Origin of the sequence: Burkholderia sp. BCC1208, assembly GCF_902833095.1 — a bacterium.
Classification (GTDB): Bacteria; Pseudomonadota; Gammaproteobacteria; order Burkholderiales; family Burkholderiaceae; genus Burkholderia.
In genome coordinates this window covers 254,536-278,904 of sequence record NZ_CADFDY010000005.1, presented here as the reverse complement: position 1 = coordinate 278,904, position 24,369 = coordinate 254,536, and the positions used below count along the sequence as shown (strand labels likewise).

The 24,369-nt window shown below is 65.6% G+C and carries 22 protein-coding genes; 8 read left to right on the top strand and 14 right to left on the bottom strand.

The window, feature by feature from the left end; translation table 11 throughout:
• The 5 genes from HWX09_RS14015 to HWX09_RS13995 all read right to left on the bottom strand — a co-directional run bounded on the left by HWX09_RS14015 (position 1) and on the right by HWX09_RS13995 (position 5,403).
• Positions 1–657 (bottom strand): phosphorylase, encoded by a 657-nt coding sequence (locus HWX09_RS14015; RefSeq protein ID WP_051421306.1) that lies wholly within the window; start codon positions 655–657, stop codon positions 1–3.
• Between the two features lie 54 nt (positions 658–711).
• Entirely contained in the window at positions 712–2,685 is a 1,974-nt protein-coding gene (gene shc / locus HWX09_RS14010; RefSeq protein ID WP_027781790.1) for a squalene--hopene cyclase, read from the bottom strand.
• Between the two features lie 12 nt (positions 2,686–2,697).
• Positions 2,698–3,951 (bottom strand): hydroxysqualene dehydroxylase HpnE, encoded by a 1,254-nt coding sequence (hpnE, locus tag HWX09_RS14005; protein ID WP_027781791.1) that lies wholly within the window; start codon positions 3,949–3,951, stop codon positions 2,698–2,700.
• A 12-nt stretch (positions 3,952–3,963) separates the two neighbouring features.
• Positions 3,964–4,812 (bottom strand): presqualene diphosphate synthase HpnD, encoded by an 849-nt coding sequence (gene hpnD, locus HWX09_RS14000; protein ID WP_027781792.1) that lies wholly within the window; start codon positions 4,810–4,812, stop codon positions 3,964–3,966.
• Between the two features lie 258 nt (positions 4,813–5,070).
• Positions 5,071–5,403 carry a hypothetical protein gene (locus HWX09_RS13995; RefSeq protein ID WP_027781793.1) on the bottom strand — a complete coding sequence of 111 codons (333 nt, stop codon included), beginning with the start codon at positions 5,401–5,403 and terminating at the stop codon, positions 5,071–5,073.
• Between the two features lie 190 nt (positions 5,404–5,593).
• Between HWX09_RS13995 and HWX09_RS13990 the strand changes: the two genes are divergently transcribed.
• Positions 5,594–6,475: an alpha/beta fold hydrolase gene (locus tag HWX09_RS13990; RefSeq protein ID WP_027781794.1), complete on the top strand. Its 882-nt coding sequence runs from the start codon at positions 5,594–5,596 to the stop codon at positions 6,473–6,475.
• 18 nt (positions 6,476–6,493) lie between these two features.
• On the opposite strand, the gene HWX09_RS13985 is transcribed toward HWX09_RS13990, so the two are convergent.
• From HWX09_RS13985 to HWX09_RS13975, 3 genes are read right to left on the bottom strand one after another with little or no spacing between them, the layout of a single operon-like run.
• Positions 6,494–7,432, bottom strand: a complete 939-nt coding sequence (locus tag HWX09_RS13985) for a diguanylate cyclase (protein ID WP_027781795.1) — start codon at positions 7,430–7,432, stop codon at positions 6,494–6,496.
• Entirely contained in the window at positions 7,429–8,055 is a 627-nt protein-coding gene (locus HWX09_RS13980; protein WP_027781796.1) for a chemotaxis protein CheC, read from the bottom strand. The genes HWX09_RS13985 and HWX09_RS13980 overlap by 4 nt, the downstream gene beginning before the upstream one ends.
• Complete coding sequence (locus HWX09_RS13975) at positions 8,048–8,416, bottom strand: response regulator (RefSeq protein ID WP_011548759.1); 369 nt, start codon at positions 8,414–8,416, stop codon at positions 8,048–8,050. Before HWX09_RS13975 ends, HWX09_RS13980 begins: the two co-directional genes overlap by 8 nt.
• Before the next feature lie 472 nt (positions 8,417–8,888).
• Between HWX09_RS13975 and HWX09_RS13970 the strand changes: the two genes are divergently transcribed.
• Positions 8,889–11,135 carry a hybrid sensor histidine kinase/response regulator gene (locus tag HWX09_RS13970; protein WP_027781797.1) on the top strand — a complete coding sequence of 749 codons (2,247 nt, stop codon included), beginning with the start codon at positions 8,889–8,891 and terminating at the stop codon, positions 11,133–11,135.
• A 66-nt stretch (positions 11,136–11,201) separates the two neighbouring features.
• Here the strand turns inward: HWX09_RS13970 and HWX09_RS13965 are convergent, their stop codons facing one another.
• Entirely contained in the window at positions 11,202–11,756 is a 555-nt protein-coding gene (locus tag HWX09_RS13965; RefSeq protein ID WP_027781798.1) for an NAD(P)H-dependent oxidoreductase, read from the bottom strand.
• A gap of 369 nt (positions 11,757–12,125) precedes the next feature.
• Here HWX09_RS13965 and HWX09_RS13960 point away from each other — a divergent pair, with 369 nt between their 5' ends.
• Positions 12,126–12,725: an RNA polymerase factor sigma-70 gene (locus HWX09_RS13960; protein WP_027781799.1), complete on the top strand. Its 600-nt coding sequence runs from the start codon at positions 12,126–12,128 to the stop codon at positions 12,723–12,725.
• Complete coding sequence (locus HWX09_RS13955) at positions 12,703–12,921, top strand: zf-HC2 domain-containing protein (protein ID WP_027781800.1); 219 nt, start codon at positions 12,703–12,705, stop codon at positions 12,919–12,921. Before HWX09_RS13960 ends, HWX09_RS13955 begins: the two co-directional genes overlap by 23 nt.
• Positions 12,922–13,059: 138 nt before the next feature.
• Here the strand turns inward: HWX09_RS13955 and arsC are convergent, their stop codons facing one another.
• Entirely contained in the window at positions 13,060–13,416 is a 357-nt protein-coding gene (arsC, locus tag HWX09_RS13950; RefSeq protein WP_027781801.1) for an arsenate reductase (glutaredoxin), read from the bottom strand.
• A gap of 981 nt (positions 13,417–14,397) precedes the next feature.
• Here arsC and parA point away from each other — a divergent pair.
• Both parA and HWX09_RS13940 read left to right on the top strand, forming a co-directional pair.
• On the top strand, positions 14,398–15,060 hold the full coding sequence (parA, locus tag HWX09_RS13945) for a ParA family partition ATPase (protein WP_006480195.1): 663 nt from the start codon (positions 14,398–14,400) through the stop codon (positions 15,058–15,060).
• A 23-nt stretch (positions 15,061–15,083) separates the two neighbouring features.
• Positions 15,084–16,145, top strand: coding sequence for a ParB/RepB/Spo0J family partition protein (locus HWX09_RS13940; RefSeq protein WP_027781802.1), 1,062 nt, complete (start codon positions 15,084–15,086; stop codon positions 16,143–16,145).
• A gap of 92 nt (positions 16,146–16,237) precedes the next feature.
• Here the strand turns inward: HWX09_RS13940 and HWX09_RS13935 are convergent, their stop codons facing one another.
• A complete protein-coding gene (locus HWX09_RS13935) occupies positions 16,238–17,605 on the bottom strand; it encodes a replication initiation protein (RefSeq protein ID WP_027781803.1) in 1,368 nt (455 codons plus the stop codon).
• A 1,823-nt stretch (positions 17,606–19,428) separates the two neighbouring features.
• Between HWX09_RS13935 and HWX09_RS13930 the strand changes: the two genes are divergently transcribed.
• Positions 19,429–20,610: a DNA-binding protein gene (locus HWX09_RS13930; RefSeq protein WP_027781805.1), complete on the top strand. Its 1,182-nt coding sequence runs from the start codon at positions 19,429–19,431 to the stop codon at positions 20,608–20,610.
• Between the two features lie 136 nt (positions 20,611–20,746).
• Here HWX09_RS13930 and HWX09_RS13925 read toward each other — a convergent pair whose 3' ends face one another.
• From HWX09_RS13925 to HWX09_RS13915, 3 genes are all read right to left on the bottom strand, one after another.
• Positions 20,747–21,766: a tyrosine-type recombinase/integrase gene (locus HWX09_RS13925; protein ID WP_027781806.1), complete on the bottom strand. Its 1,020-nt coding sequence runs from the start codon at positions 21,764–21,766 to the stop codon at positions 20,747–20,749.
• 102 nt (positions 21,767–21,868) lie between these two features.
• Positions 21,869–22,246 (bottom strand): DUF2471 family protein, encoded by a 378-nt coding sequence (locus HWX09_RS13920; RefSeq protein WP_027781807.1) that lies wholly within the window; start codon positions 22,244–22,246, stop codon positions 21,869–21,871.
• 141 nt (positions 22,247–22,387) lie between these two features.
• Positions 22,388–22,999 (bottom strand): XRE family transcriptional regulator, encoded by a 612-nt coding sequence (locus HWX09_RS13915; RefSeq protein ID WP_027781808.1) that lies wholly within the window; start codon positions 22,997–22,999, stop codon positions 22,388–22,390.
• A gap of 158 nt (positions 23,000–23,157) precedes the next feature.
• Between HWX09_RS13915 and HWX09_RS13910 the strand changes: the two genes are divergently transcribed.
• The gene (locus HWX09_RS13910) at positions 23,158–24,357 is read left to right on the top strand and encodes a glycine C-acetyltransferase (protein ID WP_027781809.1); all 1,200 of its coding nucleotides are present in this window, start codon (positions 23,158–23,160) and stop codon (positions 24,355–24,357) included.
• Positions 24,358–24,369: the final 12 nt, after the last annotated feature.

Here is a 24,369-nt window from a genome sequence, read left to right as displayed (position 1 = left end):
TCAGACGATCCGCATCGCGCCCGCCCGCTCGAACGCGTGCCGCGCCTGGATCAGGGTCGTGCGCGCCGCGCGCGCGTCGCTGGCGACCTGCAGCAGCGGGCCGAGCTGCGACGGCTGCTTCAGCAGTTCGCGCAGGATCGGCAGGATCGCCGTGCTGCCGTCGTCGCGCAGGCCGGCCGTTGCCGCACGCGGCAGCGTGCGCCACGCCGGATCGACGATCGCGCGGCACACGGCGAACGGCACGCCGCGCGCGGCCGCGAAGGCGGCGGCGATGTGCGACTCCATGTCGACGGCCAGGGCGCCCTTCGCGTGATGCAGCGACGCCTTGTCCTGTTCGCTGACGACCGGCGCCCCGACGGCCGCGATCGTGCCGCGCGTGACGCGCGCCCACACCGGCGTGTCGTGCAGCGCGGCGACGAGCCGCGTGCTCCAGCCCGCATCGGTCTCCACGTGGCCGAACGGCCCGTCGATCGCGCTCGCGATCACGAGCGCGCCGGGCGCCAGATCCGGCGCGAGCCCGCCCGCGGTGCCGAAGCTGACGATGCCCGCACAACCGCGCGCGGTCGCATCGATCAGCGCGCGCTCGAGCCGGTCGGCCCGCGCGGCGAACACGGCCTCGACGCCGTCGCCGCGCGCGATGCGCGCCTCGAACGCCATCCCCGTCACCGCGATGACGGGCAATGCGCCGTTGTGCCGTGACAGGCCCACGCGTTACATCCCGACCGTGACGCGTGTCGCGTTCGCGCGCTTCAGGCTGCGATAGCGCGCGAGCGCCCACAGCGGGAAGAACTTGCGATAGCCGTGGTAGCGCAGGTAGAACACGCGCGGAAAGCCCGTCGCCGTGAAGCGCGTCTCGTCCCACAGACCTTCTTCGTTCTGCTGCGCGACCAGGTAGTCGACCCCGCGCGCCACGGCCGGGTTGTTCACTTCGCCTGCCGCCATCAGGCCGAGCAGCGCCCAGGCCGTCTGCGACGCCGTGCTCGGCGCCTGCTCGAATCCGCGGTAGTTCAGCTTGTAGCTGTCGCCGTCCTCGCCCCAGCCGCCGTCCTTGTTCTGGATCGACAGCAGCCACTGCGCACCGCGCTTCATGCGCGGATCGTCCGGCGTCAGGCCGGCCGCGTTCAGCGAGCACAGCGCGGTCCACGTGCCGTACACGTAGTTCATCCCCCAGCGGCCGTACCAGCTGCCGTCCGGCTCCTGTTCCTTCAGCATGTAATCGAGCGCGCGGCGCGCCGGCTCGCTGTTCAGCGGCGTCTCGCCGAGCTGCGACAGCATCGACAGGCAGCGGCCCGATACGTCGGCCGTCGGCGGATCGAGCAGCGCGCCGTGATCGGAGAACGGAATGTTGTTCAGGTAGTACTGCGTGTTTTCCGGTTCGAACGCGCCCCAGCCGCCGTCGCTGCTTTGCATGCCGACGACCCATTCGCGCGCACGCGCCATCGATTCGCGGTACGTGTCCGACTGCGTGAGCTTCTGCGCGCGATCCATCGCCATCACCACCACGGCCGTATCGTCGACGTCCGGGTAGTGCGCGTTCGCGTACTGGAACGCCCAGCCGCCGGGCCGAACGTTCGGGCGGCGCGAGATCCAGTCGCCGCGCACGTCGAGAATCTGCAGCGGGCGCAGCCATTCGAGGCCGCGCAGCACGGCGGCCTCCGCACGCGCATCGCCGGTTTCGAGCAACGCATGCGCGGCGAGCGACGTGTCCCAGACCGGCGACAGGCACGGCTGGCAATACGCTTCGTCGTCGTGCACGACGAGCAGCTTCTCGACCGACTTGCGCGCGAGCGCGCGGTTCGGATGGTCTTCCGCATAGCCGAGCACGTCGTACATCATCACCGCGTTGGCCATCGCCGGATAGATCGCGCCGAGGCCATCCTCGCCGTTCAGGCGCTCGTCGACGAACGACACGGCCTGACGGATCGCGCGTTCGCGCGTATAGCTCGGGAACAGGCCGTCGACCGCGCGCAGCGCATGGTCGACCACGCGGAAGAACGCGAACCAGCCGGCGCTCTGGTGCCCCTGGCGCGGCAGCAGCCCGGCGTTGACGGGCGGATCGATGAACAGCTCGTCGATGCGCACGCCGCGCGGGTTCTTCGCGAGCGGACGCTTCGCGTTCAGCACCAGCAGCGGCACGATCACGGTGCGCGCCCAGTACGACACCTTCGACAGATGGAACGGGAACCACTGCGGCAGCAGCATGATCTCGACCGGCATCATCGGCACCGCGCGCCACGGAATCGCACCGTACAGCGCGAGCTGGATGCGCGTGAACACGTTCGACATCTCGGCGCCGCCCATCGCATGGATGGCCTTGCGCGCGCGCTGCATGTGCTCGGCGTTCTCGTCGTCGCCGATCACCTTCAGCGCGAAATACGCCTTCACGCTCGCGCTGATGTTCGGCGCGCCATCGGTGAACAGCGGCCAGCCGCCGTCGGCCTGCTGGATGCGGCGCAGATACTTGCCGATCTTCTGTTCGAGCTCGAGGTTCGGCGTCTCGCCAAGATAGTGGACGAGCAACACGTATTCGGCGGGAATCGTCGAATCGGCTTCGAGTTCGTAGACCCAGTGTCCATCCGGTTGCTGCGCGGCCAGCAGCGCGTCGGTCGCACGCGCGACAGCCGCGTCGACGTCGGCCGGCACGGCGCCGGCGGACAAGGTAGCCATTTCGGTGAGATCGTTCATCGGTCCCTCTCTTTATTGCGTCTGGAGCACGTCCGCGGCCAGCTGGCCGGAACGGATCGCGCCCTCGATCGTGGCGGGCAAACCGGTGGCAATCCAGTCGCCCGCGAGTACAAGATTGGTCCAGCGCGTACGCACGGCCGGACGTTTCATTTCCTGCGACGGCACCGCCGCAAAGCCCGCGCGCGGCTCGACCACGAGCTGCCACGCGGGGATGGTTTCCGGGTTCGCGCCGCTCACGCGCGCGACGTCTTCCCAGATGCGCCGCGCGAGCGTGTCGCGCGGCATGTCGAGCCAGCGGCCCGCATCGCGGATCGTCGCCGCGAGCAGACCGTCGCCGGTCCGCACCGCATCGACGACGCCGTTGACGACGCTCGTCTGCAGCGGAGCGCCGGCCGGCTTTTCGACCGCGAAATACGCGGTGGCGACCGCGCTGAACGTGTCGGGCGCGACGAGTTCGGGCACGAGCGGCTGCGCGACTTCGGGCGGCACGGCCAGCACGACCGCGTCGCCCGGCGCGAGATCGATGCGCTCGCCGCCGACCGACACCGCATCCACCGCATTGCCGTGCGCGCCGAATTCGAACGCGTCGAGCCGCGAATTCAGGCAGATCTGCGCGCCGCCGTACTGCAGCATCCGCAGCGCCGGTTCGACGAACGCGCTGCCGAGCCCGCGGCGCGCGACGAGCGGACGGCAACCGGGGCCGCCCGCGGCAAACGTGCCGCACAGCGCGGCGCGCGCGAGCTCGGCGCTCGCATGGCGCGGCTCGATGTTCAGCACCCCGAGGAAAAACGGTCGCAGCCAGCGATCCCACAGCACGCCGTCGCATCGCATCGTCTGCGCGAGCGAGCGGCCCGTGCGCGCGAACGCGAGCGGGGCGAGCGCGAGGTAGTCGAGCGGCGTCGTGCCCGGCGCGCGCGACGCGGCATCGAACAGCCACGACGGCCAGCGGCCGTTGCCGAAACGCAGCGTCCAGCGCTGCTGCGACGCGACGTCCACGACCGGGAATTCAGCCAGCGCGGGCCCCGCGAGCTGATCGGCCGCGCCGATCGCGCGCAGGTAGCGCTGCGTCGCGGGCTGTCCCGCGAAAACCGTGTGCAGCCCGCTGTCGAGCGTCGTGTTCAGCGTCCCGTCGAACCACGAGCGGCAGCGGCCGCCCGCGTGTGCGTGCGCGTCGTGCAGCACGATGCGCCGCCCGCGGCGTTGCAGCTCGACCGCGGCCGACAGGCCCGCGAGTCCTGCGCCGATCACGTGGACGGTTCTGGGCATCGCGTCGGTGACTCAGAACAGCGCGTAGCGCGCGGCGATCATCAGCATGCGCGCCTTCGGCTTACGCAGCAGCGCGCGCGGCGCGGCAAAGCCGCGTGCGATCGCGGCCTCGAGAATGCAGCGATACGCGCCCGACATGATGCGCGGCGCCTTCACCTGCGCACGCGGGCAGGTGTCCATCACCGCGTCGGCCTGACGGAAGTGCTCGAGCGCGCGCTCGACGAGCGTCGCGCACACGCGCGGCAGCGCCGGATCGCGCACGATCGTCGCGGGATCGGTAATCGCGATGCCTTCGCGCGCGAGCAGTTCGCGCGGCAGGTAGCACCGGTTGATCGCCGCGTCGTCGTCGATGTCGCGCAGGATGTTCGTCAGTTGCAGCGCGCGGCCGAGGTGGTGCGACAGCGTGATCCCTTCGGCTTCCGGCATCCCGAAAATCCTCACCGACAGCCGGCCGGCCGCGCTCGCCACGCGATCGCAGAAGAGGTCGAGCGTCGGCTCGTCGGGCGCGCAGATGTCTTCCGCCGCGTCCATCGCCATCCCGTCGATCATCGCGTGGAAATCGGCGCGCTGCAGGTCGAACGCGCGGATCTCGCGATCGAGCGCGGCCAGGTGGCGCGGCGGGCGGCCGGCGAAGCATGCGTCGATGTCCGCGCGCCAGCGATCGAGGCCCGCGTTACGCTCGGCGCGCGGCAGGTCGCTGTCGGCGATGTCGTCGACCGCGCGGCAAAACGCGTAGACCTGGAACATCGCCTCGCGCTGCGCGGCCGGCAGGATGCGCATCGCCAGATAGAAGGAGCTGCCCGATGTGACGGCAGCGGCGTCGGTTTCTTGTTCGTCCACGACGGAATGGGAAACGGCCAAGACGAGCTCCACGGAGACACCCACGCGGGGCGATTGAAGAAGCCATGCCCGGCTGGGATGGTCAGGGCGTCAAATGCGTGCGAGATATGCGAACGATCGACGCAGACAGGCACAAATTACCGGCCGGAAGCCGGAATTGGGCGAAAGTATAGCAATCTTTGAAGTTCGATGGCGGACACGCGCCATGTGCGGCGGGGCATCGGGCGCCACCGGGAGGCTGATACGGCCGGCCTGCGCGCACGGCCGCCCGAAAGCGCGTCAGCCGTAGACGATGTCGCGCTGCAGATCGAGCGCGATGAGCCCCATTTCGCGCGTGAGCTGCAGCATCGAGCGGCGCTCGAGGCGCGAGCCCATGAAGCTCGTCACGCGGCCGTCGGGCTCGGCGGTGAACTGGAAAACCGCGCCGCCCGTACCGAACCACGCGCCCGGCACGTCGGGCGATTCCTGCCAGTCGATCTGTTCGAACACGCGCGCGATGCCCGCGCGCACCTGGGCGCCCGGGCCGATCGGCGGCGCGACGTCGCCCAGGTCGTCGAGCGAATAGGGGCCGGGTTTATTCGGCTTCCGGTAGAAGAGATAGTCGACGTTCATGGACGCAATCGCAGGCAAAACAACAAATTAGCGCGCTTCGGCACAAATTCAAATCGGATCCGGACGAAATGTGGCCTGCGCGACACAAAGGGGCCGTTCGTTGCAGGTCGAGAAACGCGCGGCGCGATCGCGTCTCGCGGCCGGCGGGTTCGTCTAAGATGACACCTTTCTCGAAAAAAATACGGACACCATGGAGACGAACGACACCGCCACCCCGCAGCCGGATCATCCCGTTTTCGTGCTCGTGCACGGCGCGTGGCATGGCGCGTGGTGCTACGCGCACGTGGCGGCCGCGCTCGCCGCGCGCGGCTACCTGTCGATCGCGCGCGACCTGCCCGCGCATGGCATCCATGCCCGCTTTCCCGCGTCGTATCTCGCCCGGCCGCTCGACAAGGACGCGTTCGGCGCCGAGCCGTCGCCGGTCGCGAACACGACGCTCGACGACTACGCGACGCAGGTGATGCAGGCCGTCGACGACGCGTACGCGCTCGGCCGCGGCAAGGTCGTGCTGGTCGGGCACAGCATGGGCGGCCTTGCGATCACGGCGGCCGCCGAACGCGCGCCGGAGAAGATCGCGAAGCTCGTCTATCTCGCGGCCTTCATGCCCGCGTCGGGCGTGCCGGGCCTCGACTACGTGCGCGCGCCGGAAAACAAGGGCGAGCTGCTCCCGCTCATGCTCGCGAGCCCGCGCGTGGCCGGTGCGCTGCGCATCGATCCGCACAGCGGCGACGCCGCCTATCGCGAACTGATGAAGCGCGCGCTGTATGAAGACGTGCCGCAGGCCGACTTCGACGCGGTCGCCAACCTGATGAGCTGCGACGTGCCGGCCACGCCGTTCGCGACCGCGATCCCGACGACCGCCGCACGCTGGGGCGCGATCGACCGTCACTACATCAAGTGCCTGCAGGATCGCGTGATCCTGCCCGCGCTGCAGCAGCGCTTCATCGACGAAGCCGACGCGCTCGCGCCCGGCAACCCGACCCACGTGCATCAGCTCGACAGCAGCCACTCGCCGTTCGTGTCGCAGCCGGCCGTGCTGGCCGGCGTGCTCGCCGACATCGCGAAAAGCTGAACGCGGCGGCGCGGTCGGTCAGTCGGACGCGACCGACCGATCGCGCCCGAGCCGCTTCGCACGATAGAGCGCGGCGTCGGCCTCGTTGACGAGCACGTCGCAGGTCAGCGCGCCGGCTTTCGCGCACGCGCCGCCGACGCTCGCCGTGACCGGCACGCTGACGCCCTCGGCATCGACCGGCACGCTGCCGATCGCCTCGCGCACCTTGTCGGCCACCCGCATCGCCTCGTCGAGATTCGTGCACGGCAGCAGCAGCGCGAATTCCTCGCCGCCGAAACGGCCGAACGTATCCTGCGCGCGCACGATCGACGCGACCCGGCGCGCCGTCTCGCGCAGCACCGCGTCGCCGGCCGCATGCCCGAAGCGGTCGTTGATCGTCTTGAAGTGGTCGAGATCGAACAGCAGCACCGACAGGTCGCCGCCGTAGCGCTGCCAGCGCGAGAATTCGTCGCCGAGGCGCGCCTCGAAGAAGCGCCGGTTCGCGATGCCGGTCAGCCCGTCGCGATTCGCGTGTTCGCGCAGCTTCGCGACCGCTTCCTCGCGCTCTCTTTGCATCACGCTCACATGCGTGACGTCCGAGATCGTCACGCACACGGCCTCGACGTCGCGGCCGCGCGTGAGCGGCATGAACGTGCAGTCCTGCTGCATGTAGTCGACGCCGCCCGTGATCGGCCGGTCGTGCTCGAAGCGGAACAGATAGGGCCGCTGCTCCCACGAGCTGAACGCGAAGCTGCCGAGCTGAAACACGCTCTCGAGCTTGCGCGACAGCCACGCGCGCGGCAGGTCCGGAAAGCGGTCGAACAGGTTGCGGCCGATCACGTCGGCGGCCGGGATGCCGCTGTGGTCCTGCATGAAGCGGTTCCACATCAGTACGGTCATCGAACGGTCGAGCACGAACAGGCCGAAGCCGACCCGCTCGATCACGAGGTCGCTCAGCGACGGAGCGGCGGCCGTCATAGCGCGGACAGCAACGCGTCGAGCGCGTCGCCCATCAGCCGGATCGAATCCTCGGCCATCAACATCACGAAATGCGCGCGGAACGTGTGGTCCTCGAGCCCGAAGTTCACCTCGAGCAGCAGCGCGACGCTCCACCCCAGCTCGTTCGGCTGGAAGACGTCGTCGAACGACACGTTCGCGCCGAGCAGCCCCGGCGGAAAGAACACGGGCTTGCGGCCGAGTTCGTCGAGGATCGACGCGACGCAGGCGCCCATCAGCACGTTCGCGACGTCGAACACGAGCTCGTCCGGCGTCGCCATCCCGGCGTACACGCCGTCGCCGAACGTGCGGTCGACGACCGACATGAGCCGCGCGACGCCCGCCGTGCGGCACAGCACGATCGCCTCGCCCTTGATGTCGGAACGGAAGCCCTGGCGCACGGCGGTCACGTTGTCGTGGATACCCGTCATCTCGCGCATCGCGTCGCCCGCGTCGGCCGCTTTCACGACGCGCACGCGCGGCACCGACAGCTCGATGAAGTGCCCGAGCAGCAACGCAAGCCGCGCGGCGGCGCGGCCCATTGCAAGGTTGGCGATTTCCTGCAACGCGTCGCGTTGCTCCGCCGTGAACACCGATTCAGGCATACAACCCATACTCCTTGAGAATGGGCAGCAATGCCTCCGACGTCACGGGCTTGGCAACGAATGCGATCGCGCCCAATTCGCGCACGCGTGCTTGCGCCTGCGGCTGGATATCGGCGGATACCACGATCACGAACGTGTTCAGATCTTCGTGGCGCAGTGTTTCCAGGACCTGATATCCGCTCATGTCGGGCATCGTCAGGTCCAGAAACATCACGGAAGCTTTGCCGTCACGATAGAGCGCCAAGGCCTCGCGACCATTCGCTGCATACGCGACGTCAACGTCCCAATCTCCCGGCAGCGCCTTTGTCAGAAGTTTGCGAGCGAGCAGCGAATCGTCGGCAATTACAATCGGCAAAGGCATGGGGCGATGCTGTATACGGAATGGTCTCTCTCGCGTTAACGACCGCGCGGCGCATTTCTTTAGTGCCATGCGTTTCGGGCGCGGGGCAACCGCCTTGCGGCCGCGCACGGGCGCCGCGACGCAGGTGCGCGCGACGCACCGCGCGGCAATCGCCGGCGGGCGCATGTATCTGTCATAGGGAAAGCAAGGCGCGATTCTCGGAGTAAACCGGAGGCGATGCAACTCGCCATTTTCACCATTTCGAACAGAATCGATTCGATTGCGGGCCATTCCGAAAACAGTCGCGACCATTTTCGAGATAAGTACGCAAAATTTTTCCTTGTGTACGTTTGCGCTGCCGGATTCGTCGCGTTTTCAATCTGACGGTTTCCGTCGGCCGGATTCGACGGAATCGCGTGCGTACGGTGCCGCACGGCGGGCCGCCGCAACTCGTTTATGATGGCAGGCACCTCTGCTTCACCCGTATTCCTCGATGACGTCCGAACGGCCTGACGCCCCCCAAGCCCCCGCCCACCCTCCCGCCGACGACTGGCAGGACGACGGCAGCTACGCGTCCGGCGCACCCGAGCACGATTTCGCGGTGCGCCGCGTGACGCTGATCGTGCTGCTCGTCGCGGCCATCGTGCTGCCGTGCATCTACGTGGTGGTGATGGCGTACAACGACCTGAAGGCGCGCGAGGCCGCCGCGAGCGACGTGACGATGCGCACGGTGCGCGTCGCCGAGGAGCACGCGCTCAAGGTGTTCGACCTGAGCGAAACGCTCGATGCGCGCATCGTCGATCTCGTGCAGGACATGGACGACGCGACCGTGCGCAGCAAGGAGTCCGACATCCACGAAGCGCTGAACACGATCGGCGGCGGCTATCCGCAGGTGGCGGCCGTGTCGATCTTCGGCGCGAGCGGGATGCTGCTCGCCAACAGCCTCTACTATCCGGCGCCGTATGCGTCGATCGTGAACCGCGACGACTTCGCCGGCATCCGCGACGGCAAGGTCATCGAACACATCTCGCGGCTGATGATGGGGCCGCTCAAGCTCGAGAACATTCCCGTGTTCAACACGGGCGTCGCGCGACGCCATAGCGACGGTTCGTTCGCCGGCATGGTGTCGATCGCGCTGAAGTCGTCGTATTTCAACGCGTTCTACCGCGACCTGCTCGGCGGCGCGAGCACGCCGATGACGATGGCGCTCGCGCGCTCCGACGGCGCGGTGATCGCGTCGTATCCGCCGCCGCCGTCGCTTGCGCACACCGATCGCTCGGTCACGTTCGGCGATGCGCGCAACGATCCGCGCGCGGGCGTCGTGCGCGTGCGCCACGACGGCGCGAGCGAGATCGTCGCGTATCGCCAGGTCGGCAGCTATCCCGTCTACGTGAGCTGCGCGTACCGCACGTCGGCGATCTGGCATGAATGGTACGAACACCTGAGCGTGCTGTTCATCTCGATGTTCGCGCCGTCGGTCGCGCTGTGGTCGGTGATCTGGCTATCGCTCAAGCGGCTGAAGGCGGAAGAGCAAGCGTGGGACCGCTGGCAGGCCGAAGCGTCGATGCGGCGCTCGATCGAATCGGCGTACCGGCAGTCGCGCAAGATGCAGGCGCTCGGCAATCTCGTCGGCAGCGTCGCGCACGACTTCAACAATCTGCTGATGATCATCTCGAGCAACGTGCAGATCGCGCGGCGGCGCGGCGTGCAGCATCTCGACAAGGAGCTCGGCGCGATCGAACGCGCGCTGAAGAACGGGCAGTCGCTTACGCGCCAGCTGCTCGGCGTCGCGCGCAAGCAGCCGCTGCACAACGAGACGATCGACGTCGGGCAATGGGTCGGCACGTGCCGCGAGCTGCTGAAGACGTCGCTCGGATCGAAGTCGTCGCTGGTCGTCGCGATCGAGCCGGGCGTCTGGCCGATCCGCGTCGATGTCGCGGAGCTCGAGCTCGCGGTGATCAACCTCGCGGTCAACGCGCGCGATGCGATGGCGACCGGCGGACGCTTCACGGTCGGCGCGCGCAACGTCACGCTGCGCCGCGAGGACGGCTTTCCGCTGACCGGCGATTTCGTGCAGATCTCGCTCGACGACACGGGTTCGGGCATGGCGCCCGACGTGCTCGCCCGCGCATTCGAACCGCTGTTCACGACGAAGGCGCAGGGGATGGGGACGGGGCTCGGCCTGCCGCAGGTATTCGCGTTCTGCGAACGCTCGGGCGGCCTCGCGACGATCGACAGCGCGGTCGGCGCGGGTACGTCGGTGCGTCTGTACCTGCCGCGCGCGCGCGCCGAGGATGTCGTCGCGCGGCCCGCGGCCGGCGCGCACGATGCGGGTGGCGGCGCGCTCGCGGGCTTGCACGTGCTGCTCGTCGAGGACAACGGCGAAGTCGCGGCCGGCACGGAAGCGCTGCTGTCGCTGCTCGGTCATCGCGTGACCTATGCGCCCACCGCCGATGACGCGTTGCGCCTGATCGAAGGCGCCGCGGCGAACGACGCGTTCGATCTCGTGATTTCCGACATCCACATGCCGGGCCGCCTGAACGGCATCGACCTGGCCGAAGCGGTCGAAAAGCGACCCGGGAAGCTGCCCGTGATTCTCGTCACGGGTTACGCGGAGGAGCTCGACCGGACGCGCACCGTCAACGTCCGCGTGCTGTCGAAGCCGTTCGACATCGCGCTGCTCGACGAGATCCTGCTGGGCATCCGCGAAGCGCGCGACGCACGCCACACCGGCGCGTGACCCGCTGCGTGCGGGCCGGCACCGGCGCGACGGCGTGAACGGGCGCGGCGATCGAGCCGACGGACGTCAGGCCGATTTCAGCAGGCGAACCCAGCCCGCATAACGATCGACGAAGCCCTGCAGGAACTTGCGAGTGTCTTCGCTGACGATCTGCCCCTGGTCGTCGATGCGCGCCGGATCGTGCTTGATGAACATCTCGGGCTGACCGAGCGTCTTCACGTCGAGGTACGCGAGCACGTTGCGCAGGTGCTGCTGCGCGAGCGCGGTACCCACTGCGCCCGGCGACGTGCCGAGCACCGCGCCCGGCTTGCCCGCCCACGAGTTGGAACCCCATGGGCGCGAACCCCAGTCCAGCGCATTCTTCAGCACGCCCGGAATCGAGCGGTTGTACTCGGGCGTGACGAACAGCAGCGCGTCGGCGGCTTCGATCGACTGCTTGAAGCGTTTGGCGACGTCGGGGAAATCCGCGTCGTAGTCCTGGCTGTACAGCGGCAGCTCGCCGATCTCGACGAACTCGAACGAAAAATCGGCGGGGGCGAGCGAGGTCACGGCGTGCGCGAGCGCGCGGTTCGTCGAAGCGCGACGCAGGCTGCCGACGACGACCGCAATACGATAGGACATGGCATTCTCCTTCCGGTGAGTGAGGAATCGGATCGATTGCTTCCGAATGGGCGACAAAGGTCTGTTTATAGGCAAGCCAGCCCGCGAGCCGTCCCACGGGGCCGTCCGGCCGACTTTCCACAAGGTTTTCCACAGAAATTGTGGATAACTCGACCGTTATGTTCTGACGTTACAGATTGCCCGCCGCGCGGCGGCCTCGACGCGCGAGACGGCGGTTCGGCAAGGATAGCGCAGCGCACCGGCCTGTTTAGCGAATTCGTGACGGAACATTGCATTGCAGGCCGGCACCGCGCCCAGTAAGCTGCTCGCACCGCGACGCGCCCCCTCCGTGACGCACGCGCGATCGCTTCGAGACACTGCCATCCAGACATGCCGTCCGCACACGACGACCCCGCCTATCTCACGCAACTGCGGCGCGACCTGCTGCGCTTCGCGCGACTCCAGCTCCGCGATGCCGACGCGGCCGAAGACGCCGTGCAGGAAGCGCTGGCCGCCGCGTGGTCGCACGCCGGCGATTTCGCGGGGCTGTCGGCCCACAAGACCTGGGTATTCGGCATCCTGCGCAACAAGCTGATCGACGTGCTGCGCGCACGGCAGCGGATGGTGAGCCTGACCGCGCTCGATGCGGAGCTCGACGGCGAATCCGTACTCGATCGCGAACTGTTCAAGGACAACGGACACTGGACCGCGCATGCGAAACCGCGACCGTGGCCGAAGCCCGAAACGCTGTTGCAGCAACAGCAGTTCTGGATGCTGTTCCAGGTCTGCCTCGACCATCTGCCGGAGCAGATCGGACGCGTGTTCATGATGCGCGAATTCCTCGACGTCGAGATTGCAGACATCTGCAGCGAGTTGACGCTGACGACGAATCACTGCAGCGTGCTGCTGTACCGGGCGCGCACGCGCCTGCGAACCTGCCTGAGCGAAAAAGGACTGACGACCGAAGATGCTGCCGGGGAAATGTACTGACGTGACACGACTGCTGTCGGATGCGCTCGACCGGCATCTGACGCTGCACGAGCGCCTGCAGGTGCGCGTGCATTTGCCGGCGTGCAGCGGATGCCGCGCGTATCGCGGACAGATCGCGCTGTTGCGGACGGCCGCGAAAGCGGCGGCGGGGCGTGGCCCGGACGATGATGATGGGTCGCCGCGCGGTGGAGGCTAGGCGGCGCGGTGTCGACGTATCGTTCCGGTGGCGGCGAGCAGGGCTGCCCGGCGATTGCGTCGGCCTGGATTGCCGCTGCGTTTGCCGGGCTCGGCTGGGCCAACGCTGATGCAATAAGAAAAATACGCCGGTCAAGAATTATTCGAACAATGCCTTCACCGACTCAGGCGGGCGACCGATGGCCGCCTTGCCTCGATACACGACGATGGGGCGTTGCAGCAGAATTGGATGAGCGGCGATCGCCGCGTAGGCTTCGGCGTCGGTCAAATCCGCGCGGGCCAGGTTCAACGTCTTGTACGGCTCCTCGCCGTCGCGCAGCATGTCGCGAACCGGACGGCCGAGCTGCCGGTGCAGCGTTTCCAGTTCTTCGACCGTCGGCGGCGTCTTCAGGTACTCGACGACATTCAGCGGCGCGCCGGCGGTATTCAGCGACTCGACCAAGGCCAGCGTTTCGCGGGACTTCGAGCATCGGGGGTTGTGGTAGATCGTGGTCATCATTCAAGCGTGGATGGTGGAGCCTTGTATTGTAGCTAGTCTGCATCGAGGGCTCGATGGGGTGGTTTGACCTGATCTGGTGGCTTTCTTGTCGAGAGGTCGCTGAGACGGTTCGGTTTAGCGATGCGCCGTGATCGGGAGAGAGGCGGGCCTGGTGGCCGGGGAGATACCTCTAAGGGCGGTCGTGTTTATGCGCATAAAGTTGGGCGGCCTGCTTCGCGGGACCAGAAACCGCCGGTAGCCCAATCCATGCTTCGTGAGGGCTCCCGTGGAAAGGGATGCATGGTGGCGAGGCAAGGCAGGTGGTCTATGCGCATAAGGCCCGTGATCGTCGAGCGAGATATTGCGCGACTCAGGGTGTGGACGCATGTCGACGCGAGACGGTACACCGGACAATCGCCGTATCGATCGATAGGCTGTCCCGCCACGACATCATCACGCGCCTGACGCAGGCGAGGTTGCTCCCTGCGGTCCTTCATTACGGGCGATCATCGCGTCCGGTTTATGCGCATAAACGAGGCGGCCCGACAGGCGCCGCTGCGATGCGCGTCTTTCCGCTCGACGATGCAGCTCGTGGACACGCGTCCCACTCGGGCTCGCAAGTCGCTCCTCTCACTCGCGAGTGCCGGGTGCTCAAGCGACGGAGTTGCCCGCCGCGGCCTCCGCAGACTTTATGCGCACAAACTCCCGGCTCGCCGGCGCCGCAGTTCGTCCAGCGAAAGGGCAGCGCACCGAGACATCTCTGCGAGGAACAGCCCTCCGACGCTGTAGAGGTGCGGACCCAACCGTGGAGCGACCCAACCGCCGGATCAGCGCCTCGCATCTCCAATACACCGCCCAAACGCGCCTCTCATCTCCGCCACCTCGTTTATGCGCATAAACCGATAGTCCGAATGGCCAATGCGTAGTTGGCGAATAACAATTTCATTGAAATTCAAATATCGTCCTGTAGAATTCCAACGACCCAAACAGGAGTGAAAATTGGCCGCGGAAATCATTGCAGTCACTCAACAAAAAGGTGGCGTCGGCAAAAGCACGATTGCCATGCATCTCGGCGCCGCGTTCCATGAAAAAGGGAAGCGCGTCCTCGTCATCGACGCAGACCGTCAAAACACGCTGGTTCACTGGTCGAGCGCATCCGGCGACAGCGACAACGGCATCCCGTTTCCGGTCGTCAACCTCGCCGAAGCCGACGGCCAGATCCATCGCGAGATCAAGAAATTCATCAACGACTACGACATCATCGTCGTGGACTGCCCGCCATCGATCACCGAGAAAGTCTCCGGCGTCGTCCTGCTGGCCGCATCGATTGCCGTGATCCCGACATCGTCGTCGCCGGCCGATTACTGGTCGAGCGTCGGGCTGGTCAAACTGATTCAGCAGGCGCAGGTGATGAACGAAGACCTCCGCGCGGTCTTCCTGCTGAACAAGACCGAAGAGAAGCGCATGCTGACCCGCGAGCTCAAGCGTGCACTCGAGGAACTCGGCTTCCCGCTGCTGAAGACGCAGATTCCGACTCGGGAAGCGTACAAGCAGGCAATGGCGCTCGGTCAGACCGTACTGCAGATGAACGATCGCGGCGGCAAGCTGGCCGCCGCCGAAATCCGCGCATGTGCCGACGAAATCGTCGCCATGCTGCCCTGACTTTATGCGCATAAAGGAGTCACATGAAACCTTCCCAATTTGCCAAAGGATTCCAAGCGCGCCCGGATATCACGACGAGCGAGAAGCGCACGGCGCTTGATCGGCTCAATGCGATCGACGGCATCGTCAAGTCCGAGACGCCGGCGCCGGCGCCGACCAAATCCGCGAAGAAAGACATCGCACCGCCGCCTGCTCCGGAATTCACGATCGATCCGTCGATCGACGAATCGCAGCAATATCGCGCATGGCGTCTCGAGAATCGCTATGCGCCGGGGCAGGTGATCGAGCTGCCGCTGAAGGCCATCAAGCACAGCCCGTTCAACCCGCGGCACTTCTATCTGAAATCGTCGATTGCCGAACTCGCGGTCAACCTCGCGAAGCAGGGGCAGCAGCAGGCGATCCACGTGATTCCGGATTACGACAACCCGGGCACGTATTTCGTCAGCGACGGTGGCCGTCGCGTGCGGGCGCTGAAGGAAGCGAACAAGGAGTCGGTCAAGGCAATCGTGATCGACGTGCCGATCGGCATCCAGAGCTACAAGCTCGGTTACGATCTCAACGTTCAGCGCGATTCGCAGACGGTGTTCGACAACGCCGTCGTGTGGCGCCGCTTCCTCGACGACAAGCATTTCCAGAGCCAGAAAGAACTCTCCGAGCATCTCGGTCTCGACGAGTCGACGGTGGCCGTCGCGCTGTCGATCGGCAAGTTGCCGGAAGCGATCATGCAGGAAATGGTCGCGCGCCCTGATCGCTTCGGGTCGAACATGGCGTATCAGGTCGGCCGCTATCACAACGCGCGCGGCACCGAGGCGACGCTGCGGCTGATCAACAAGATCGTGTCGGACGATCTCAGCACGCGTCAGGTATCGGACATCGTCAAGGGCCGCGTCGCGGCGCAGGAGACGCCGAAGGCCGCGGGCCGTCAGCGCTATGCGCAGCGTCTCGAGATCAAGCTCGGCGGCAAGTCGGTCGGCGACCTGAAGTCGTATGGCGAAGATCGCATCGAACTGCGCCTGCGCGGCCTCCCGAAGGACAAGCGTGACGCGATCCTCGAGCAGCTCGAGCGGATGCTGTTGTCGGAGTGATGGAAGCGGCCGGCAGGGCCTAGTGAGGACGCCGGTCCCGCCCGACCAGGGTCGGGGACCGGCGGCGGCCCGTCAGCGGGCCTGAGCGGGCCTCAAGCGGCCCGCGACTGGTTCAGCGTGAACGACAGCAGATCGCCGTCCGTCGGCTCGCCCCAGGTCTTCTGGGCCAGCCAGTCGAAAAAGGCCGTCTCGGCCAGCTTGGAATCGAGGCCGCGCTTGCGCCAGTCGTCGCGCAGATGCGAGCCCATCGTCGGCAATGCCTCCGATTCGAACGACTCGCGCGCCACTTCGCGCTCCGCGTCGCCCTGCTCTTCGTACAGCACCTTCGCTTCCTTGCGGCGGAACGCCGAGAACTCGCTCAGCAAGCGGGCCTTCAAATCGTCCGGCTGCGCAGCCGCGACCTTCGCGGACGGCATGCCGGCCGGCAGCGCGTCGACCGACTCGACCGGCGGCGCATACCCCTTCTTCAGCGCATCCTTGAACAGTGCCGGCGCGCTGCGCACCGGCGGCAGCGTCGTGCTGCGCATCCGCTGCTCGGTCATCTGCAGTGCGGCGCGAATCCGGTTTTCCTCGCTGTCCGCATAGAGCGTCTGCGCTTCCTTCAGCGGGATCCCGAGCTTCACCATCCGGTCGACCAGCGTGCTGTCGAACACGTTCGGGTGTTCGTCGAGCGCGAGCATCGGTTGCTTGCGCTCGGTCACGCGGAACTGGATCTCGGCAACCCGACGTCCTTCGCGATGCTCGATCAGCTCGACGAAGATGTTGGTGACCGCGTTGACTTCCGCGATCGCGGGCCGCAGGTAGTCGCGCTTGAAGTACTTGTACTCGCGCTTCGCTTCGTCGCCGGCTTCCGTGTCGGGCGTGCCCGACAGGATCGGCCGCCACCACTCCCACGGCTCGCGCATCGTCAGGTGGCTCGGATTCGTCAGGTAGCGCACGCAGATCTCGTACAGCGCGAGACCGGCGCTGCTGCGCAGCTGGCTCTGGAACTGCAGGCTCAGGCGCGCATACTGGACCGGGTCGAGCAGTTTCTTCTTGATCTTCGGTGCGAACGAGAATTCGACCCACACGCGGCGGGTGTTCGGATCCTCGAGAATTTCCGCATCGGCGATCAGCGTGGAAATCCCCCACTTGCGGCCCGGTTTCTGGCTCGAGGTCCCCGTGCTCCATTCGACCTGCACCGACACCATGCGGCGCAGGTGTTCCTTCACCAACGCGGTGTCGTTCGAATCGAAAGCGGAGTTGGCGACGATGTCCGACAGCAGCGCGCGGTACGTGTCGCCCGAATCGTCGGCCTGCTGCGCGACGGCCAGCAGGACATTGAACAGCTTGCGAGTGAGGAGCGTGATCTTGCCGCTCTTCGGCTGAATGGCGATCGCCTCGACGGCCTTTCGCAATTCGGCTGAACTGGCACTCACCACATCCACATCGGTTTTCTTGGCGCGCTTCGTCGTGGCCATACGTCGGGTCGGAGGAGAAGTTTCCGGAAGGATAGCGCCTGCGGTGATGTGCGTCCAGAACGACATGCTCACCATAGCCGGTGAAGCGCGTCGGCAAAACGGCACTCACCCGAACCACTCCCGAAAACGCTCACCGGTCCGCCCGTGCGGCGTTCCGGACTCTTCCAGACGTGCCGCGGCATGCGCCGATTCACAGAATTTCACCTGTGCACGACACGTGCGAAATTGGCTCCCGTATCGGCTCACCTTTCGATTTGTCGTAATTTTGCGACTTCGCAGCCGTGAGTTCGACACAGGCTCGCGATTGCACCTCACCGTCCCTCCGCGAGCATCATCCATCGGCCTGTATGCATGTACAGGCACGGCTCGCCCGATGAGCGGTTCGGCTTCGACACGTGGAAAACCGCCGTCGAAACCGGCGCGTGCGGCCCGATCAGCGGGTGCTTGGCCAGCCCGGGCGCGCATTGTACAGCGCCCGAATCGCGTCCGTTCCCGAAAATGCTCACCTCAGGCACAGCATGTTGATTCGTCCGGATGCCGACGAAGGCCCGACACGACGCGGGACTGGCTGCCAACAACTCCCGAAAACGCTCACCTTGCCGAAAAAATGCGGCACAGCAGCGGGCACGGAAACGGCTCCCGAAAAACCTCACCGTAACCGCCGCGGTATCAAAAATCCCAATCTCTTCCGATACTTATGCATAGAAGGCATTTGGCTGTGCATCGCGGAGATCCCCTGAAAAGCCTCACCTTTCGAGCCAAATCCTTCATACGACAACCGTATGTCGGCCCCCGAAAATTCTCACCTGTGCCAAAAGGTGGCACAGCAAAAACGAGATTTCTTCCAGTCCAGGCGGGCTTTTCGGCGAATTCGACCGGTCGCAGGTCCCGAAAAACCTCACCTTTGACCATTTTTTAGGCAAATATAGATCCCGAAAAGCCTCACCTGTGAGCGAGGTCACGGCCTGTGATCCATGCCCCGAAAAAGCTCACCTTAGAGGGATCGGGGCAGGAAAACCCGGATTTCCCTCCCGAAAAGCCTCACCTTTGGGGCATCACAGGCCCCGCCGAGCACTTTTGCTGTGCAAAATGGCCTTCGCCTCCCGGAAATCCTCACAGCAAATTCGCGTGGAGTCCCGTGAAACCTCACCTTTCGCCAAATATGCCCAAAAGATGGGCAGAATCGGGGCACGAAGCAGGTCCCGCAGGTTCTCACCTATGTCTGCACAGGCAGAAAACTGTGCAGCTAGGCACTGCGCGGGTTCCGTGGCTGTGCGGCCCCGAAAACCCTCACCTGTGGGAAAGCTCGTGTTTTACTGTGATCCCGAATCCGCTCACGACCCTTCCTGCAACGGCTCACGCAGCTCCCTGAACCCCATCACGTAAGCTCCCGTAGAAGATCACCTTGGCTCCCGTAAAACTTCACCTTGTCGGCCGGAAAGCCTTGCAGCATAAGGCTGTGCCGTGGCGTTAACGTTTTTAACTAAGGGTTCAAGGGTGTTTACTTCTAATACTCTCAAGACATCGGGCTGACGAGTTTTCCACAGACACCTCAACCCCTGAACACCGACAGCCAACCGGATTCGTCGTCATGTGAAACAAATGCCCAAAATCGGGGCGCGCCGAAAATCGCTTGTAGTACAAGGACTTGGCTGGCTTTCTTCGCTTTGTTTCACGAAATTCCAGGCTACCTTCAACAGGATCGGCGCACAGAGCCGATTTCTGTGCGAAACGACGTAAATTCACAACGGACCCTCGAAACAAGTATCAATAAATACGTATTTCGTTATGATTGCCACACTTCATTGTCTGTGAGTGTTGCCATGACCCTGGACGAAATGCGTCAAGTCATTCGGGACGAACTGGAATCGCTGCGCGCAAGCGGTGCACGGCGCCAGGAGTTGTCGCTGCATGCGTGCAAGCGCTTGTTCTTCGATCTCGGTATCCGGCCGTCGGCCGCCAACGTCCGCGATCTCACCCAGACCGGTAGCGCCAGCGACATCCCGAAAGACATCGACCATTTCTGGGAACGCATCCGCTCCGCCTCCAAGATCAGGCTCGACGGCGCGGCGATCCCGAAAGCCGTCGAGGAAAAGGCCGGCGCGTTGCTCGGCGCACTCTATGAAGAGGCATTGAAAGCCGCGCGCGACAGCCTCGATGGGGATCGGGAACAGGTTCGCGCCGACATGGCCGCCGCCGAGCAGCGGTTGCGCGACGCAACCGTCCGCCAGGAAACGCTCGAGGGCGCGCTCGCGCGCGGTGAAGCGAGAAACGAGCAATTGCAGGCGCGGGTGACCGAACTCGAGGTTCAGCTCGCATCGCAGACCACGCACGGTTCGGCAAGCGAAGCCACATTGCTCACCACAGTCACCCGACTGGAAAAGGAACTGGCCGCGGCTGCCGGCCGGATCGATGCCGAACAGGCACAGAACGCCGCGCTGCGCGACCGCATCGACGCGCTGCAAGCCGAATTGCAGCAGCGCACCGAGCATTACGCGCAGCAAATCAAGGATGCTGTCGCCGAAGCCGAACGCCGCGTCAAGCCGATGCTGGTCGAACTGGACTCGTTGCGCAGCATGGCGTCGACCTACCAGAGCGGGTTGCGCGACGTTCAGCGCAAGGAGTTCGATTTCCTGCAGCAATTGAGTTCGGCCAAGGCGCGCGCCGACCGGCTCGAAGAACAGTTGCGCACCCAGAGCGATGAACTGGCGCGCGCAACGCGCGACATGAGTTCGTTGCGCGCGAACCGCGGAATGAATCCGGAAATCGCCGCGCTGCTGCGGCGTCTGGCCGACGCCGGACAACTGGATGCGGACGCGTATGCCGCGATCGGCGCCTCGCTGGATGACGAGATTCCGGCGCCGGCCCAGTGCCCGCATTGCGATGGCGAACCGGAACTGTCACATGGCGATGAGGGTTTTGAAGTCACGTGCCCCGAGTGCGAGCACGCGTCGGGCGCATGGCCGTCCCGCTTCGAAGCCGTCGCGCGTTTTGCGCATACCTGACCCGGCGGTCGGGGGCGCCGCACAGGTGAGAGGATCCGGGAAGCTTGAGGTGAGGTTTTTCAGGAGCTGTGAAACGGTGAGGCTGCGCCACGCAAGGCCACTCACGGATCGTTTCGCGTGAGCAGCCATTTCCCGATCAGTGAGTTTCGTTGCGGTCGGCCGCGTCACCGTTGCTGTCGGCCAGCCCGTCGCGCCAGTTTTTCCAGGCGCGATGCAGGCGATTCGACGAGATCGGCCGCATGAAGCCCAGCCATTTGCCGACGCGCTCGGGCGGCACGTCGTGCTCGAACAATTCGGCCGCGTAGGTATTGCGCAATGTTTGCGGGCTTGCACGCGCGGTGCGTGACGACGTGAGCCCGGCCGATTCGACGATCGCGTCGATCGCGCGCAGCATCGTCGCCTTGTGCATCGGCCGCCCGGCGTGCGATGCGGGGAAGACGAGCACTCCCGGAATCTCCTGGCGTTTGCGTTCGGTGAGCCAGGCTTCGAGCAATGCGATCGCGAACGAGGCCAAATGGGTTTCGCGCGCGTAATCCGGATGCGTCGACTCGATCCGCAGCGACGTGCCGCTTGTATTGATGCAACTAATCGTAAGTGCGCGCGCTTCGCCGGTTTTGATGCCGGCGCCGAGAAACACGGCGACGAGCGCGCGGTCGCGACGCTCCTTCCAGTACGCGGAACCCGATACGCCGATCGGCGAAAACAGATACGCGAGCAACGCCGCGCGTTCCGCCGGCGTGAGGAAACCGGTCGGTTCATTGTCGCGCGCCTTGCGCCAGTTCGCTTCGCCATCCTGAGCAATGAAACGGGCCGGATTGGTCGATGCATACTCGGTGCGGCGGACATGATCGAGCACACGTTCGATCAGCCGAAGATAGCGCATCCGCTGCGTTTTCTTGATGGGCAACTCGCCGACGAAGTTTGCGATGGTCGGCGTATCGACCGTCGCGAGGTTCTTTTGATGTGCTCGCATCCACGCGAGAAACGCGCCCCATTGTGCGCGATAGACATCGGCCGACGAGCGGCGATAGTCCTGCATTGCCAGCCACGCGTCGAACGCGGCTTCGGGCGAGACGACCCAGTCGGACGCGTCGCGGTCGAACAGATCCTTTTCTTCCGGCGGGGCGGTGGTGTCGGGAGAGGCGGGGAGGGACATGATATTAATTCCGTTAGTTGCGTATATGGTAGCCCTTTCCGCAACGTATCGGGCAGCAAGCGTATAAACCGGCCGCGGTGCGCCGCGGCCGGGGCTGGGCCGTCAGTCGCCCCACGCCTTGGAGTGGCGGTGAGCGCGCTCGGAACGCGCGGTATCGTGCGTCGTTGCCGCGGCTTCATACGAGAGAACGGCGAATGAAAAGACCGCGGGCAACGCATTCGAGCGCCCGAAGTCGATCGGATCGTCCGTTTCGGGAAACGCCATGTCCGACGGCCGTTCGAACAATTGACGCATGCCGGCGTCGTGCCGGCTGGCAAAGCCGAGATCGGCGAGCGCTTCGGCTTCGATCGCGTGCAGCAGGCGCCACGTCAGCGGCACGCGCTGGCGGATGTAGCGCCCGGCGATATGGCGAACGATCAATTCGAGGTCGTGCGCGGCAGCCTTGAAGCTGAGCGCGGCCAAATCTTGTTCTTCTGTCATTGCAGGCTCCTGTCGACCGGGGCGGGGCGCCTCGGTGCGCCGGCTCCGGCCCATGCATGGCGGAATGTCCGTATACTGTACAAACATACAGTACTTTCCGCAACTGGCCTGCGATGTCCTTTTGGCCGACTATCCGCGCCGTCAGCGGTGTATCACGATCAACAAGGCCCGCGCTTCGGTCTTGCCGGGATTGCGGATCGCATGCGGCTCGTCGGCCGGGTAGCGCCCGGTGTCGCCCGCTTTCAGGCGCCGGCTGGCCGCGGCGGCTTCGATTTCCATCGCGCCCTGCAGCACGGTGAGGTGCTCGCGCGTGCCAGGTTCGTGCGCATTCGATACCAACGCGCCGCCGCCCGGCAGCGTCAGCTCGTACCACTCGAACTTGCCGGCGAGGTCGATCGGGCCCCATACGCGCAGCTGGTACCGGCCGTCGTGGCCGGCGAGCGTCGGAATGTCGTGCGGGCCGTCCACGCGGATCGTCTCGGGCGCCTTCGGCTGCGAGAACAGTTCGTCGAGCGTGATGCCGAGCGCGTTCGTCAGCCGCCACGCGACGGCGATCGTCGGGTTGGCCTTGTCGCGTTCGATCTCGGAGAGCATCGATTTCGATACGCCGGCCGCGCGCGACAGGTCGTCGAGCGTCAGCTTGCGCTCGTTGCGCAGGCGCTGGATTTGCTCGCCCACGCGCGGCGGGGTCGCGGCCGGCGGCTGCGGGGCGGCGTCGGCACGCGTGCGCCGCGATCCGGAGGAACTTGCCATTTGGATTCCGTTCGCTTAGAGTTGTTCGGTATTTCGAATTCTAGTTCGGAATATTGGATAAATGCGGTCAACCGAACGACCGACTATAACAGTAGCAGGCCGTTGCGCCGCCACGAGCCGTGCGCCGCGGAATGCGAATCCCTGTCAGGAGCTTTGCGATGCGTGATGCCTTTCTCGCCCAGGTGCGCGGGACGCTCGACCAGATCCGCGCGGACGGTTTTTACAAGACCGAGCGCGAGATCGCGAGTCCCCAGGCGGCAGCCGTGCGGCTCGCCGGCGGCGCCGGCGTGCTCAATTTCTGCGCGAACAATTATCTGGGTCTGGCGAACGATCCGCGCCTGATCGACGCGGCGAAGGCCGGCCTCGACCAGGACGGCTTCGGCATGGCATCGGTGCGCTTCATCTGCGGCACGCAAACCGTCCACAAGCAACTGGAAAGCGCGCTGGCCGCGTTTCTCGGCACCGAGGACAGCATCCTCTATTCGAGCTGCTTCGACGCGAACGGCGGGCTGTTCGAGACGCTGCTCGACGAGAGCGACGCGGTGATCAGCGACGAGCTCAATCACGCGAGCATCATCGACGGCATTCGCCTGTGCAAGGCGAAGCGTTTGCGCTACAAGAACAACGATCTTTCCGATCTCGAGGCGAAGCTCAAGGAAGCCGACGCCGCGGGCGCGCGCCACAAGCTGATCGCGACCGACGGCGTGTTCTCGATGGACGGCATCATCGCCGACCTCAAAGGCATCTGCGATCTCGCCGATCGCTACGGCGCGCTCGTTATGGTCGACGATTCGCATGCGGTCGGCTTCATCGGCACGCACGGCCGCGGCACGCCCGAGCACTGCGGCGTCGAAGGCCGCATCGACATCATCACGGGCACGCTCGGCAAGGCGCTCGGCGGCGCCTCGGGCGGCTATGTCGCCGCGCGTCGCGAGGTGATCGAGCTGCTGCGCCAGCGCTCGCGTCCGTATCTGTTCTCGAACACGCTTACGCCGAGCATCGCCGCGGCATCGCTGAAGGTGCTGGAACTGCTCGGCAGCGACGAGGGCGCGAAGCTGCGCGAGCGCGTGCGCGAGAACGGCGCGCGGTTCCGCAAACAGATGACCGAAGCCGGCTTCACGCTCGTGCCCGGCGCGCATCCGATCATCCCGGTGATGCTCGGCGACGCGCAGCTCGCGACGAACATGGCCGACAAGCTGCTCGGCGAAGGCGTCTACGTGATCGGCTTCTCGTTCCCCGTCGTGCCGCGCGGCCGGGCGCGCATCCGCACGCAGATGAGCGCCGCGCATACGCCCGAACAGATCGACCAGACGGTTGCCGCGTTCGTGCGCGTCGGCAAGTCGCTCGGCATCATCTGACGGAGGCGCGAC